This window comes from Glaciecola sp. HA4-3 (assembly GCF_055693685.1).
Map to the genome: position 1 here is coordinate 248,496 of NZ_CM146340.1, position 13,681 is coordinate 262,176.

The window sequence follows — 13,681 nt, forward strand, 5'->3', positions numbered from 1 at the left end:
GTGCAGCTACAGCAATTGCTGTAGCTCATTTTTACCCAAAGGATAAACAATGCGCAGTCTGATTAGCCCATTGATAATCATTAGTTGCTTGTTAAGTGCTTGTGGCGGTTCAAGTGATGAGCTTGAACCACCACCAGCAATACAACCAGATCCTCCAGTATCTGTTGAGGTGCCTACCGCCGAGCAATGCTCTGCAATGCCTCTTAGCATATCTAGTGTAAGTGATGAAGGTGATTTTACTCCTCCATATGTTCCGTCAAACGTTATTGACGGTGACACAGGCGCAAGCTCACGCTGGTCATCACGGGGGATGAATAAATCGCTAACTTTAGATCTTGGTGAAATAAAGCAAGTCGGAGCATTACAAGTCAAGTGGTATCAAGGGAGTACACGACAAGCGAAATTCATCATTGAGGTTTCTGATGATCAAACAAGCTGGGAAAATACAACAAATGATGCCTTATCTAGCGGCAGGCATAGCGGGTTTGAGCTGGTGTCCTTTGAGCAAACTGATGCAAGATATATACGTATTGTTGGTTTGGGTAATACTGATAATGATGTGAACAGTATAGTAGAAGTTGAGGTGTTTAATTGTGTTCAGGGCAATGGTTTAATTTCTCAAACCTTTCCTAATGAATTAGGCATTGATTTACAAGATTGGTATTTGAGTGTGCCTAGTGATGATGATAACTCGGGCACCGCCGACAATATTTTTGAAGATGAATTGGCAAACGGTTATACCAATTCTGAATATTTTTATGCTACCGATGACGGTGGTATTGCAATGCGCTCACCCACTCAAGGCTTTAAAACATCGCAAAATACAAGCTATGTTAGAGTCGAGCTAAGAGAAATGCTTAGAAGAGGTGACAATAGCATCCGTACGCAAGGAGTGAATCCAAATAACTGGGTTTTTGGCAGTGCTCCTGCTCAAGCTCAGAATTCAGCAGGGGGTGTTAACGGTAAACTCAGCGTAACGCTTGCCGTGAACGAAGTTACGCAAACAGGTGAAAGGTTTCAGGTTGGTCGATTGGTCATTGGACAAATTCATGCAAATGATGATGAGCCAATCAGACTTTATTACCGAAAATTACTAAGGCAATGATCTCGGTGCTATCTATTTTTCTCATGAAAGCAGACAAACCGATGGCAGTGGCGACAGTATTGAAACATGGGTAGAGATGATTGGGTCTAGAAGCAGCAGCGCGTCTAATCCTCAAGATGGAATCGCACTTGATGAAAAGTTTACCTACCACATAGAAGTCGTCGCAAATACGCTAGGCGTCACTATTTCAAGGGAAGGAAAGCCGGATGTGACGTCGGATTTTGATATGTCTGAAAGTTTGTATGATGAGGATGATCAGTACATGTACTTCAAAGTAGGTGTTTACCACTTAAACAATTCGGCAGTCGGCGAGTTCGCAAAAGCGACCTTTTATGAGATAAAAAATAGTCACAATGGTTATGCCGATAGTGAATAATAATTCACACATAGCAAAATGGTTAACTAATTTTATATAATTGGTTGACAAATTGGATAGTAACAAATACTGTTAAGAAACAATAAATGTCGAGATCATCGTAGCTTATGCTCATCTGTGTTTTAAATGCCGGTTGACTGATGTTAGAAACGATTTCACAAAAACACACTTAAAGACGTTAATTATTTTTATAAAAAAGACTACCTAAGCGTCTAGACGAACACATCGAGGAACTAAATATGTCAAAACCAACAATCGGGTTTATCGGATTAGGATTAATGGGTGGAAATATGGTTGAAAATCTCCAAAACAGGGGATTTCAGCTTACCGTTATGGATTTAAACAAAGAAGCGGTCGATGCGTGTATTGCGCGCGGAGCAACTACAGCAAATACGCCCAAAGAGTTAGCACAAGGCGTCGATATCGTCATGTTATGTCTAACAACCTCCGCTATTGTCGAAAAGCTAGTGTATGGCGCACAGGGTATATTGGAAGGTATCAAACCTGGCAGCGTATTGATTGATTTTGGCACTTCAATACCCGCTTCTACCTGCAAAATTGGTAAAGACCTTGCTGAAAAAGGTGCTGGAATGATTGATGCGCCTTTAGGTCGGACACCAGCGCATGCTAAAGATGGTTTGCTCAACATTATGGCTGCTGGCGATAAAGATACTTTTGAGAAAGTCTTACCTATTTTGGAGCAGCAAGGCGAAAATGTTTTTCACCTAGGTAAGCTTGGTGCTGGTCATACGACCAAACTGATTAATAACTTCATGGGGATGACAACAGTTTGTACCATGTCTCAAGCATTTGCAGTGGCCAAACGCGCAGGCGTTGATGGTCAACAGCTCTTCGATATTATGTCTACTGGCCCTTCTACATCGCCATTTATGCAGTTTTGTAAAAACTATGCTGTAGACAACGTTAGTGATCTTGGGTTTTCGATTGCTAACGCAAATAAGGACTTAGCGTACTTTTTAGAAATGGTAAATGATCTGGGAACGCAATCACAAATAGCTGAAGGTTCATCTGCTAATCTCAAAGCCGCATTTGATGCAGGCATGGGAAACGGTAACGTACCAGAGATTTTTGATTATTTTCTTGAATTAGATAAATAGACCACTTCGTACTGACCAATAAAAGAGAGCGTGAAAGATGTGCCTAAAACAAACAATTTCATTTTGTATACTTTCGCTGATATTTGCGTCAAGCCAAGCATTTGCCAAGCAGCATTTTGTAGACTCAGTAGAGGCATATCAACAAATCGCAGGTTCTCTTGAGGCTGGTGATACGATAACGCTTCAAAATGGCGAATGGCAAAATTTTGAAATTTTACTAAGCGGAACAGGAACCAAAGAGCAACCAATTACACTACAAGCTCAAGATAAAGGACAGGTTATTATTACTGGCCAATCAAACCTTCGGTTAGCGGGTAAGCATCTTATCGTTTCAGGTTTGGTCTTTAAAGATGGTTACACGCCAAGTAGCTCGGTAATTGAATTTAGGCAAAATAAAAACAACTTAGCGTTTCACTCTCGCGTGACAGAAGTTGTTATTGATAACTTTAACAATCCTGACAAGCAAGAGTCAGACTATTGGGTTGCTTTTTATGGTCAATATAACCGCTTAGACAATAGTAGTTTGATTGGTAAACGCAATAAGGGCGTAACAGTTGCTGTTCGCCTTAATGACGAACGAAGCCAACAAAATTATCATAAAATAGATAGTAATTATTTTGGATACAGACCGGTTTTTGGCTCCAATGGTGGAGAAACACTAAGGATTGGAACAAGTCATTACTCGCTTACCGATTCATTTACCTTGGTTGAAAATAATTTATTTGAGAAAACCAATGGTGAAGTTGAAATTATTTCAGTCAAGTCAGGTAAGAATACTGTTAGAGGCAACCTTTTTTACGAAGCGCGCGGCACACTAACAATGCGTCATGGTAATGGCAATATCATTGAAAACAATATTTTTCTTGGCAACGGTAAGGCACATACCGGCGGTATACGGGTGATTAACGAAGACCAAGTTATTCGAAATAATTACCTTCAAGATTTAACTGGTTATCGTTTTGGTAGCGGTTTTACAGTCTTAAATGGCGTGCCAAATTCACCTATTAATCGCTACCATCAGGTGAAAAATGCAAACGTTACGAACAACTCATTTATTAATATCCAGCACATACAATTAGCCGCAGGTAGCGACGCAGAGAGAAGCGCAGTGCCTATCGATAGCATCATGAAAAACAACTTGTTTTATAATGACAACGGTCAACATCCGTTTACGACTTTTGATGATGTCTCTGGGATCAAATTTGTTGGTAATGTCGCTAATAACAAGCCTCTTGAAGAGCTTTCGTACGGGATAAAAGTAAGCGATGTTGTTTTAGAGCAAGCGCAAAACGGCCTTAATTACCCTCAATCCCAATACAGTAATGTAGGTGCAAAAGGCTCGCTAAAACTCGTTGATAGAGATTCGGTAGGTGCTAGTTGGTACCCTAAGAAGCCCGCAGTTATAGAGTTTGACTCAGGTAAAATGATTGCTGTTGAAGCATCCGCAGATAGTTTATTAGCTGCGATTGAATCAGCAAATGATGGCGATGTTTTATCGCTAGCCGATGGTGAATATATAGTGCCAAAAATAGCAAAGATAAATAAGACACTTACTATCAAATCTGCAAATGCCGGCGGCGCAAAATTAAGTTATGAAAGAACAACACTTTTTGAAATTCAGAACGCTGGCAGCTTAAAGCTAGAGAGTCTTGTTATCTCTGGACAAGCGAGTCCAGATGGCGCAGGCAATAGCGTAGTTCGTACTCAAAAGTGGGGAATGATTGAGAACTACCGTTTTGTTATGCAAGACACAACGATTCAAGACTTAGATGTTAATCACAGTTTTCACTTTTTTGTGACAGGTAAAGGTGCTTTTGCAGATGAAATAACCCTGACCAATAATAGCTTTAGCACAGTGACCGGCGATATTCTATCTTTGAGCGCTGAAATTGAAGATTTAGGTATCTATAACGCTGAATATATTAACCTTGAACAAAATACTTTTAGCGATGTTCAAGGTGCTTTAGTCAAACTATATCGTGGTGGCACTGACGAAAGTACCTTCGGGCCCCATCTTTTAGTAGCAAATAATACATTTACTAATATTGGCTTGGGAAAACGTAACAAGACAAGTGCGAGTTTTTATCTTCACGGTGTTCAAGTAACAGATATTAGCAATAATGTGTTTACATCATCTGCTCCTATTATCGTTGAGCATACGGTAGGTGAACCCCAAAGCCAGATAACGAACAACGATTTTATGATGACAAATGCCCCACTGGTAACAGAGTTACGAGTAGAAGGGCCACACACTGCGGTACTAGAAAATAATCGAATAATCATGAGTAATTAATAGGGTAAATTTATGTCATTTTTAGTTAATACATTTGCGCGTAGTCTATTAATCATCACATTCTTACTTGCACTTGTTGCCTGCAGTGTAAAAGCCCAATCGCCTAATTTGGTTATCACCCAAAGTGCTGTTGAGTCGATGCGTGCGGCTATTTCGCAAGAAGGCCGGTTCAAGGATGCATTTTTGCGTTTACAATCTCAGGTAGACACACAAATGCAAAGTGATATAGATGTGCCTGTTCCTGCAGATGGTGGTGGTGGATACACCCATGAAAGGCATAAAAAGAACTATCAACTAATGTACGACGCTGCTTTAGTGTTTCAGCTTACCCAAGACCAAAAATATGCCGACTTTGTTAGTGGCCTATTAGTTGAATATGCAAATCTTTATCCAAGCTTACCCGTGCACCCAAAGCGGAAAGTCAAATCTCAAAATCCAGGGAAGCTATTTTGGCAAAGTTTAAATGAAGCCGTATGGTTGGTTTACACAATTCAAGCATATGACTTGGTCAAGGCCTCGTTAGATAGTGATACTGCTACTAAAATTGAAAACCAACTACTCAAGCCTGTTGTATTATTTTTATCTGAGGGACAGCCTTCTACATTTAATAAGGTTCATAACCATGGTACTTGGGCAACCGCTGGTGTGGGCATGGCCGGTTATGTATTAGACGAACCCGAGTGGGTTGAAAAAGCGCTCTATGATCTAGAAAAATCTGGGAAAGGGGGATTTTTAAAGCAACTTGACGTATTGTTTTCGCCGCAAGGTTATTACAACGAAGGCCCTTATTACCAGCGTTATGCACTGATGCCTTTTGTTACTTTCGCAGCAGCAATTGAGAATAATGAACCACACCGCAAAATCTTTGAGCACCGAGATGGCATTATGCTCAAAGCCATCGATACGACTATCCAATTGAGCTATGCAGGTCTATTTTTTCCTATTAATGATGCGATAAAAAGTAAAGGTATCGATACAATTGAATTGGTGCATGGTGTAACAGTTGCCTATGGACTGACTGGCGATGCTGGATATTTAGATATTGCTCAGCAACAAGGTCAAATTATCCTATCAGGGGATGGCCTAAAAGTGGCACAAGCTTTAGACGCAGGAAAAGCCGAATCATATCAGTTTAAATCCGTTGCCTATGGTGATGGTAGCGAGGGTCAAGACGGTGCCTTAGTCATTAAACGAAGCCAGTTGGATGGCGATCAGACTGTTTTATTTAAACCTGCAGCACAGGGCTTAGGGCATGGACATTTTGATAAACTGACGTGGCAATTTTACGATCTAGGTGAAGAAATAATCAGCGACTATGGCGCTGCTAGATTTCTAAATGTTGAAGCCAAATTCGGTGGAAGATATTTGCCTGAAAATGAAACATATGCAAAGCAGACTGTTGCTCATAACACCGTCGTTGTTGATGAAACTAGCCATTTTAATAGTGATGTAAAAATAGGGAATCAACACTCCCCAACCTTACATTATTTTGAGCACAATGAGTCTGGGACGATTTCTAGTGCTAGCATTGATACAGCATATGACTCAGTAGTACTAAAACGTACATTAGCATTAATTAACCTACCTGAGATTGAAAGTACCGTCACACTTGATATTTTCGATGTCCAAGGGGCATCTGAACATCAGTTTGATTTACCACTACATTATTTGGGTCAGTTAATTGATACCAATTTTGAGATCAATAGTGCCACTGAGACCTTAAGCGCCCTAGGTCGTGAAAATGGATACCAACATTTATGGTTAAAAGGCACAGCTACGCCTGAACAAGGGCTAGCAAGGGTGACTTGGTTGAATGATAACGGACGCTTTTATTCTCAGACTTCACTGGTTGATGGTGACGAGTCATTTTTGTTTACGCAAATAGGGGCAAATGACCCCAATTTCAATCTGCGTAACGAACAAGGATTTATCAGAAGGGTTTCCAGTGCTGCTACGCATAGTTTTATTTCCGTACTTGAACCTCACGGAGAATACAATCCAAGCAAAGAGTTCACGTTAGAAGCAACTAGTAGAATTAGAAATGTTGAGTCTATTAAACAAGACGAATTGCATATTGTTCGCTTAGACATTGCTGAACAATCGTACTTAATTGTGATTAATCAAACATCAGATATGTCATCCATTGAAGGTGCCCAGTTCACTTATCAAGATATGACCTTTAAAACAGATAGTCGACTAGCTGTTTTTTTATTAGAACAAAATTAGGAGCGCCTTTAGACAATGAACAAACAAAGTGAACACTTTTTATTTGGTGATAAAACACCTATTGAAGACCTCGGTGGAGGTTTAAAAAGGCAAATGCTGGGTTTCAATGATGAACTAATGGCAGTAAAGGTATGGTTTGATAAAGGTGCTGAAGGTTATGTACATAAACATCGACATTCCCAAGTGACCTATGTGGAAAGCGGCGAATTTAAATTTAATATAGGCGGAGCCGTCACCTTGCTTAAAGCAGGGGATAGCTGTTTGATTCCGCCTAATGTTGAACACGGCGCTATTTCGCCAACAGGTGGTGTGTTAATCGATACATTTAGTCCTGCTCGAGAAGATTTTGTTTAAGCTACTTTATGATATGCCAAGACTACTAACTATGAGCAAATGTATATGAATCATATTGTGTTTGCAGGCGAATGCATGGCTGAACTTAGGCAGCGAGATACTAATACGCTTAATCGCGCCTATGCCGGAGATATTTACAATTCAGCTTGTTATTTAAAACGATGTTTTAATGGTATTACCTCATCTGTCTTTAGTGCAGCTGGTAGTGACCTCCTTAGCACTCAAATGCTTGAATGTTTCAAATCAGAGCTGGTCGATATTGATTTTGTTTTTACCGATGAATCAAAATCAATTGGCATGTATTTAGTTGAAAATGACGATACCGGTGAACGCAAATTTACTTATTGGCGAAATGATTCAGCTGCTCGAAAAATGATGCAGTTTGCAAGTGACGAAGTCGTTGAACAGCTTTGCTAAGGCTGATGTATTTTTCTTTTCTGGAATTACCTTAGCGGTAATTGAAGAAACATCCAAAGAACAGTTTTGGAATATGATTGAAACACTTAAACACAAGGGTGTGAAGATAGTATTTGATCCCAATTTTAGACTTAGACTTTGGCAAGATAAAGCGCAAGCAAAGCAGGCTTTTGACAAAGCCTTTACTCTTTGTGATATTGCAATGCCAGGCGTTGAAGACTTTGACAATCTATATGGTATCAATAGCGCTCAAAAAACAATTGAGTTTTGCATGGCATACTCAATGACTGAGCTGGTAGTCAAAAATGGCCCTGAGTCAGTTGTCACTGTGTATAAAAATATTACTCAAGAGCATAAAATTATTCCTGTTACCAATGTGGTTGATACTACTTCAGCAGGAGACGCTTTCAATGGCGCATACTTAGGGGCAAGAATGTCAAATTATTCACTGGAAGATGCTGTTGCACTTGGCGCAAAAGCCGCTGCCACGGTTATACAGCATCCTGAGTGCGATTACCCCTAAGCATATATTTTTAGAAGCAATGGAGCGTTAATGAACGCCTTTTTGAGCAATATAGTGGAAATTGATTGAAAATCTGAAGCATCGCTAGTTTTTTTATTACCAATTTTGTGTATATTGGTAATAGAATCAAGATTTGCATAGTTACTTGTAGGTCCACACAAGAACCATCAACGTGCTTTCATATTTGCACTATAATATTTTTAAAATGGTGCATTTATGCTTTTAAGGAACGAGAAATGAAAAGTCGTCGCATGTTTTGGCATATAGCCGAAAAAATTGAAGCCTTAATTGAATCGGGTTTATATCCACTAAGGCAGTCGTTTACCACCTGAGCGCGAATTAGCTGAGACATTTAGTGTTAGTAGGCCAACAATCCGAGAAGCCATTATTGCGCTAGAAGTTATGCACTTGGTTGAAGTTAAAACAAGCTCTGGTGTTTATGTGCTTGAGAAAAACCAAGAAGTCGATGAAACAAGTGGCACTAATATTAGCGCATTTGAATTGACTCAGGCACGTGCTTTAGTAGAAGGTGAAGCAGCTGCACTTGCAGCTGTTTCGATTTCAAGTGTGGAGCTAGAAGCATTAGCCGCTACCTTATCTGCAATGGAATCAGGCATCGAAGCTGAAAAGGCTGATAGGGAATTTCATCTGATCATTTCTAAGGCAACTAAGAATAATGCTATTTTGTTATCAGTGAAAAAGTTTTGGGCTCTACGGGACTCACTGCCTCATATCAAATTGGCATATTCAAGCGTTTGTAGCCAATCTGATACCGACCGTTTAAATGAACATAAGGCAATCTATCAAGCGTTATTGGACGGTAATGCTCCGGCTGCTCGTTCAGCAATGCATGCGCATTTCAATCGCTTGATAAATGCGCTATTTGCAATGAGCGAAGCTGAAGCACTTGAAGAGGTGCGCAAGAAGACAAGCCAGACTCGAGATTTGTATTCGTTAAACCATTTAGTTGGGTAGTCTGTTAGATAAGTCTTAACGCGCCCTTTTGTTGCTTTATCGATACTCAAACAAGTCAGTGCTGTAATAGCGCTCTGCAGTGTCAGCAAAAATAGTCACTATTTGTTTTGCTTTATTTTGATTTCTCTTTGCTACTTGCATACATGCATACATAGCGGCTCCGCAACTAATGCCGACCGCTAGACTCTCTTTTCTGGCTAATAAACGCGCATATTCGAAAGCATGCTCATCACTGACACTGAGTATTTCATCAATCAAATCTACATCAAGTGTATCAGGTACATGCCCGGAGCTTAATCCTTGTATTGCGTGAACACCTTTTTTGCCTTTTGATAATACAGGACAATTAGCAGGCTCTACCGCGATGATTTTGACATCGGGTTTAAACGCTTTTAGTGCTCTACCGACTCCGCTTAACGTGCCGCCCGTACCTACACCAGCAATAAATATATCGATGTTACCTTGGGTGTCTTTAATAATTTCTTGTGCGGTGGTCGCCGCATGTTGCTCGGGGTTTGCGAGGTTTGAAAATTGATCTAGCATAACGGCGTGCGGTGTTTGTGCCAAGAGCACTTTTGCATGATCAATTGCACCTTTTGTGCCTAATTCTTTTGGTGTTGTCACAAGTTTTGCCCCGTAGTGATGAATCATTTTACGGCGCTCAATAGACATATGTTCAGGAATCACAATGGTTAATGGGATCCCAAAATAAGCGCAAATCCAAGCACAACTGACTCCATTATTCCCAGACGTAGCATCTATCACTTGGGTGTGTTCGTTAAATGCATCACTTTGCATCAATTTGTTGATCATCGCGAAGGCTGGTCTGTCCTTTATTGACCCTGCTGGATTAAAATATTCAATTTTAGCCATTACATCTGCCTTCAATGACAAGTGTTTTGCCATTTGCTCAAGACGTACCAATGGGGTATTACCAATAGTCTGCAAAATATTGTTATATATTTTTGCTTCTGTTGTAGGCGTAGCACCATCGTTGTTGGCTTCTATGTGGCGAGATTCAATCATCATGTTCATCGTGGGGTGTCCTATCAATAATATGTGTCAATCTTGACATAGAGGATATGAAAAAAGTTTCATTAAATTTATATAAGGGCTAATATATTGGAAATAAAAACCGCTGAAACCAAATATGACAAAAAATATTACTATCGATAAGTTAGATAAAAGAATATTGGCCTTGTTGCAAGATGATGCTACACAGTCAATTGCCGAGATTGCTAACGAAGTTGGTCTAAGTGTTTCTCCTTGTTGGAGAAGAATACAAGTACTGGAAGAAAAAGGCGTTATTGATAAAAAAGTCACCTTGCTTAATCCAGCTGCTTTGGGGCTTTTTATGACGGTTTTTGTCCAGGTAAAAGCAGCAAAACATGATAAAGCTTGGTTAGACAAATTTGCTGCTCACGCGAGTGCGTTTTCACAGGTCAGCGAGTTTTATCGCATGAGTGGCGCTTATGATTATTTGTTGAAAGTACAAGTAGCCGATATGACAAGTTTTGATCACTTTTATAAACGTTTTATTGCAGGCATAGATTTACTCGATGTCACTTCAAGTTTTGCAATGGAGAATATTAAGTATTCAACAGCTATGCCGCTTGATCACCTCTAATCTGACATAATCCAATCTGTTTGAAAGGGCGTATAAACACCCATTAAATCTTTTGTTTAGGGCTTTTATGTCAATGTTTAAAAGACTTCTTTTCGTCACCTTCATCAGCCTTTTACTAAGTGCTTGTGCATCGTATCACTACATCGGTACTTTAAGCGTAGGAGATACTATGATATCGGTAGACGGAGAGAGTCTCGACGGCAAATCCGTGAGTATCCCTGAAGACTTTGCCGGTAATAAAACCCTATTGTTGTTTGGATTTATACATAAATCGCAATTTGATATTGATAGGTGGCTCATCAGCTTAGACATGACATCTACTCAAGTGGCGGTATACGAAATCCCTACTTTGCAAGGTATGGCCGCTCAAATGTTTAATACCCAAATTGATAATGCAATGCGTGAAGGTATTCCACAAGAGATGTGGAAAGGCGTCATAACTGTTTATGCTGATGGTGACGATATTCAACAATTCACTGGGAACCAACAACCTAAAAACGCGAGAGTTGTTTTGTTAGATGAGGATGGGACGATTCTGCATTTTTATGACAGAGGTTTTTCGGTTGATGCACTTAACCAGCTTAGAGGCGTTTTAGCACGGAGCCAGCAATGAAAAACAAGGTAATGATTTATTTAGGGCTTTTTTTCGTTTCGTTTTTTAGCATTGCTGAGGAGCTAATCATGCCTAGTCTTGATTTTGCCAATGGGGAAGAACATAAAAACTGGGTCATTGTTAACGACACGGTGATGGGCGGGCGATCTCGTGCGCAAACTGTTGATGCTGGTCAGCATATGGTATTTGAAGGTTACCTGTCACTTGAAAATAACGGCGGTTTTGCCTCTACTCGCAGAATATACGAACCTGTATCTTGGCAACCTGGTAAAGCACTTAAAGTCCAAGTGGTGGGCGACGGACGCCCATATCAATTTAGACTACGAACAAACAAAGGCTTTGACGGCGTTGCTTATTCGGTTAGCTTTCCAACCAAAAAGGGAGAATTAACCAGTTATGAGTTTGTAGAACAAGATTTTAAGCCTGTTTTTAGAGGTAGACTTGTCCGCAATGCGCCTAGTCTATCGTTTGATAACATTACACAGTTAGGCTTTATGCTAGCAGATTATCAAACCGGTAATTTTTCATTACAAATCCATAATATTGAACAAATTAATAACGATAACTAGACAATTGATATAAGTATGAAATAGATGAAAATATACGCCCTCAAACGCCACAAAATAATGAAGCACACCAAGCAATGTTATCACGCCTTTTTAGTTGGTTTTTTACTTATTTTTACACTGTCATGTGCGCAACAAACCACAAGCCCCACGGAAGCTAATAACATGTCAAAAAGTGTTCGCTTTGCGCAATTTAATGTTTCATTTGCTCATGATGGCGACCCACAAGAACGCTATGAACGCTGGGTAAAATTTATGTCTTTTTCTGCAAAGCAGCAAGACGAATTAATACAAAAGTGGAAAGCGGGTCAACTTGATAGCGATAACGTTAAGTTAGCTGAACGCATCATTCAAATACGCAATATTGCAGCGATTATCCAAGTTGTTAGGCCAGATGTATTGCTGTTAAATGAATTTAATAATGATGGATTTGGTAAAGATTATCGAGCACTTGAGGGTTTTCAAACGAATTATTTAGCACACTCACAAAATTTAGGCAGTGTTGATGGCGGACAAAGCTTATCACCAATTCATTACCCATTTGTCCAAAACTATGCCACAAATACGGGACTAAATTCCGGCATGGATTTAAACAATAATGGCTTTAGCGAAACTGATCCTAATGATGCATATGGTTTTGGTTTTTATCACGGACATTACGCATTTGCTTTAATGTCTATGTATGAAATTGACACAGACAATACTCGAACTTTTCAAGCGTTTAAACGAAAAGACTTACCCGACGCTGTTATACCTATGGTAAACGTATGTGAAAGTGAACGCACTATGCCGGAAAATCGGCAATGTGGTGATACTTGGTTTGACCAAAAGCAGTGGAATGAATTGCGTTTATCATCAAAAAATCATGTCGATGCACCTATTATGATCCCCACATCTAACGGGACCAAAACTATTCATGCGCTTCTTTCTCACCCAACACCACCAGCGTTTGACACAGTCAGCGATAATAACAAGTATAGAAATAGCGAAGAAAATGCATTTTGGTTGCATTATATTCAAAAAGAAGCATTTATATATGATGACAAAGGCCAAAAAGGAGGGTTGTCTGGAGAGCATTTTGTCATTATGGGGGATTTAAATGCTGATGCTCAAATCAGAACTGGGGCAGACCCTCGCTTCAATGGCATTGCCCGATTAATGTCAAACCCTTTAGTTAATCAATCTGTTTCACAGGCTAATGGTGAATTTGCACCGATATCAATTGGCGCGGCGCAAGCAGATACAAGACGGCCTCATCCAATGCCTTCTATACGCACATCAACCTTTGGTGCGCGTGCGGACTACAGCGTGCCCTCAGCGACGCTTTCAGTTGTAGATTCGGGTGTCTACTGGCAGGCGCAAAATGAGCCTGGTCGTTTACTATTTAATGATGAGCGAATTGGTGAACGAGGAACAGATAAAGAAGTTTCATCGGACCATCGCCTAGTATGGGTCACCGTTGAAATTGATTAAAAAGTACTGACTTGC

The 13,681-nt window shown here is 40.0% G+C and carries 13 protein-coding genes and 1 pseudogene; 13 read left to right on the forward strand and 1 reads right to left on the reverse strand.

All coding sequences use genetic code 11. The features are described 5' to 3' along the window. Positions 1-49: 49 nt before the first annotated feature. From ACZ1G6_RS01155 to ACZ1G6_RS01195, 9 genes and pseudogenes are all read left to right on the forward strand, one after another. A complete protein-coding gene (locus ACZ1G6_RS01155) occupies positions 50-1,105 on the forward strand; it encodes a polysaccharide lyase family 7 protein (RefSeq protein ID WP_472617700.1) in 1,056 nt (351 codons plus the stop codon). A gap of 58 nt (positions 1,106-1,163) precedes the next feature. Beyond that, positions 1,164-1,481, forward strand: coding sequence for a polysaccharide lyase family 7 protein (locus ACZ1G6_RS01160; protein WP_472619018.1), 318 nt, complete (start codon positions 1,164-1,166; stop codon positions 1,479-1,481). A gap of 224 nt (positions 1,482-1,705) precedes the next feature. Beyond that, positions 1,706-2,599: an NAD(P)-dependent oxidoreductase gene (locus ACZ1G6_RS01165; RefSeq protein ID WP_472619019.1), complete on the forward strand. Its 894-nt coding sequence runs from the start codon at positions 1,706-1,708 to the stop codon at positions 2,597-2,599. A 37-nt stretch (positions 2,600-2,636) separates the two neighbouring features. Then, positions 2,637-4,892, forward strand: a complete 2,256-nt coding sequence (locus ACZ1G6_RS01170; protein WP_472617701.1) for a chondroitinase-B domain-containing protein — start codon at positions 2,637-2,639, stop codon at positions 4,890-4,892. A 12-nt stretch (positions 4,893-4,904) separates the two neighbouring features. After that, complete coding sequence (locus ACZ1G6_RS01175; protein WP_472617702.1) at positions 4,905-7,118, forward strand: heparinase II/III domain-containing protein; 2,214 nt, start codon at positions 4,905-4,907, stop codon at positions 7,116-7,118. Between the two features lie 15 nt (positions 7,119-7,133). Then, complete coding sequence (locus ACZ1G6_RS01180) at positions 7,134-7,472, forward strand: cupin domain-containing protein (protein WP_472617703.1); 339 nt, start codon at positions 7,134-7,136, stop codon at positions 7,470-7,472. A gap of 45 nt (positions 7,473-7,517) precedes the next feature. Beyond that, a complete protein-coding gene (locus tag ACZ1G6_RS01185; protein WP_472617704.1) occupies positions 7,518-7,889 on the forward strand; it encodes a PfkB family carbohydrate kinase in 372 nt (123 codons plus the stop codon). After that, on the forward strand, positions 7,861-8,412 hold the full coding sequence (locus ACZ1G6_RS01190) for a PfkB family carbohydrate kinase (RefSeq protein WP_472617705.1): 552 nt from the start codon (positions 7,861-7,863) through the stop codon (positions 8,410-8,412). The genes ACZ1G6_RS01185 and ACZ1G6_RS01190 overlap by 29 nt, the downstream gene beginning before the upstream one ends. A 236-nt stretch (positions 8,413-8,648) precedes the next feature. Beyond that, positions 8,649-9,387: pseudogene (locus ACZ1G6_RS01195) on the forward strand (FadR/GntR family transcriptional regulator). A 36-nt stretch (positions 9,388-9,423) separates the two neighbouring features. On the opposite strand, the gene cysK reads toward ACZ1G6_RS01195, so the two are convergent. After that, positions 9,424-10,422 carry a cysteine synthase A gene (gene cysK / locus ACZ1G6_RS01200; protein ID WP_472617706.1) on the reverse strand — a complete coding sequence of 333 codons (999 nt, stop codon included), beginning with the start codon at positions 10,420-10,422 and terminating at the stop codon, positions 9,424-9,426. Between the two features lie 115 nt (positions 10,423-10,537). Between cysK and ACZ1G6_RS01205 the strand changes: the two genes are divergently transcribed. From ACZ1G6_RS01205 to ACZ1G6_RS01220, 4 genes are all read left to right on the forward strand, one after another. Continuing rightward, positions 10,538-11,014 (forward strand): Lrp/AsnC family transcriptional regulator, encoded by a 477-nt coding sequence (locus ACZ1G6_RS01205; protein ID WP_472617707.1) that lies wholly within the window; start codon positions 10,538-10,540, stop codon positions 11,012-11,014. Between the two features lie 67 nt (positions 11,015-11,081). Continuing rightward, complete coding sequence (locus ACZ1G6_RS01210; protein WP_472617708.1) at positions 11,082-11,627, forward strand: hypothetical protein; 546 nt, start codon at positions 11,082-11,084, stop codon at positions 11,625-11,627. Continuing rightward, complete coding sequence (locus ACZ1G6_RS01215; protein WP_472617709.1) at positions 11,624-12,196, forward strand: CIA30 family protein; 573 nt, start codon at positions 11,624-11,626, stop codon at positions 12,194-12,196. Before ACZ1G6_RS01210 ends, ACZ1G6_RS01215 begins: the two co-directional genes overlap by 4 nt. A 162-nt stretch (positions 12,197-12,358) precedes the next feature. Further along, positions 12,359-13,666 carry an endonuclease/exonuclease/phosphatase family protein gene (locus ACZ1G6_RS01220; RefSeq protein WP_472617710.1) on the forward strand — a complete coding sequence of 436 codons (1,308 nt, stop codon included), beginning with the start codon at positions 12,359-12,361 and terminating at the stop codon, positions 13,664-13,666. Positions 13,667-13,681: the final 15 nt, after the last annotated feature.

Excerpts from the sequence above, each read along its gene's own strand:
- ACZ1G6_RS01170 (WP_472617701.1), top strand. The coding sequence starts at position 2,637 with ATGTGCCTAAAACAAACAATTTCATTTTGTATACTTTCGCTGATATTT.
- ACZ1G6_RS01215 (WP_472617709.1), top strand. The coding sequence starts at position 11,624 with ATGAAAAACAAGGTAATGATTTATTTAGGGCTTTTTTTCGTTTCGTTT.
- ACZ1G6_RS01180 (WP_472617703.1), top strand. The coding sequence starts at position 7,134 with ATGAACAAACAAAGTGAACACTTTTTATTTGGTGATAAAACACCTATT.
- ACZ1G6_RS01205 (WP_472617707.1), top strand. The coding sequence starts at position 10,538 with ATGACAAAAAATATTACTATCGATAAGTTAGATAAAAGAATATTGGCC.
- ACZ1G6_RS01155 (WP_472617700.1), top strand. The coding sequence starts at position 50 with ATGCGCAGTCTGATTAGCCCATTGATAATCATTAGTTGCTTGTTAAGT.
- ACZ1G6_RS01175 (WP_472617702.1), top strand. The coding sequence starts at position 4,905 with ATGTCATTTTTAGTTAATACATTTGCGCGTAGTCTATTAATCATCACA.
- ACZ1G6_RS01210 (WP_472617708.1), top strand. The coding sequence starts at position 11,082 with ATGTCAATGTTTAAAAGACTTCTTTTCGTCACCTTCATCAGCCTTTTA.
- ACZ1G6_RS01220 (WP_472617710.1), top strand. The coding sequence starts at position 12,359 with ATGTCAAAAAGTGTTCGCTTTGCGCAATTTAATGTTTCATTTGCTCAT.
- ACZ1G6_RS01185 (WP_472617704.1), top strand. The coding sequence starts at position 7,518 with ATGAATCATATTGTGTTTGCAGGCGAATGCATGGCTGAACTTAGGCAG.
- cysK (WP_472617706.1), bottom strand. The coding sequence starts at position 10,422 with ATGAACATGATGATTGAATCTCGCCACATAGAAGCCAACAACGATGGT.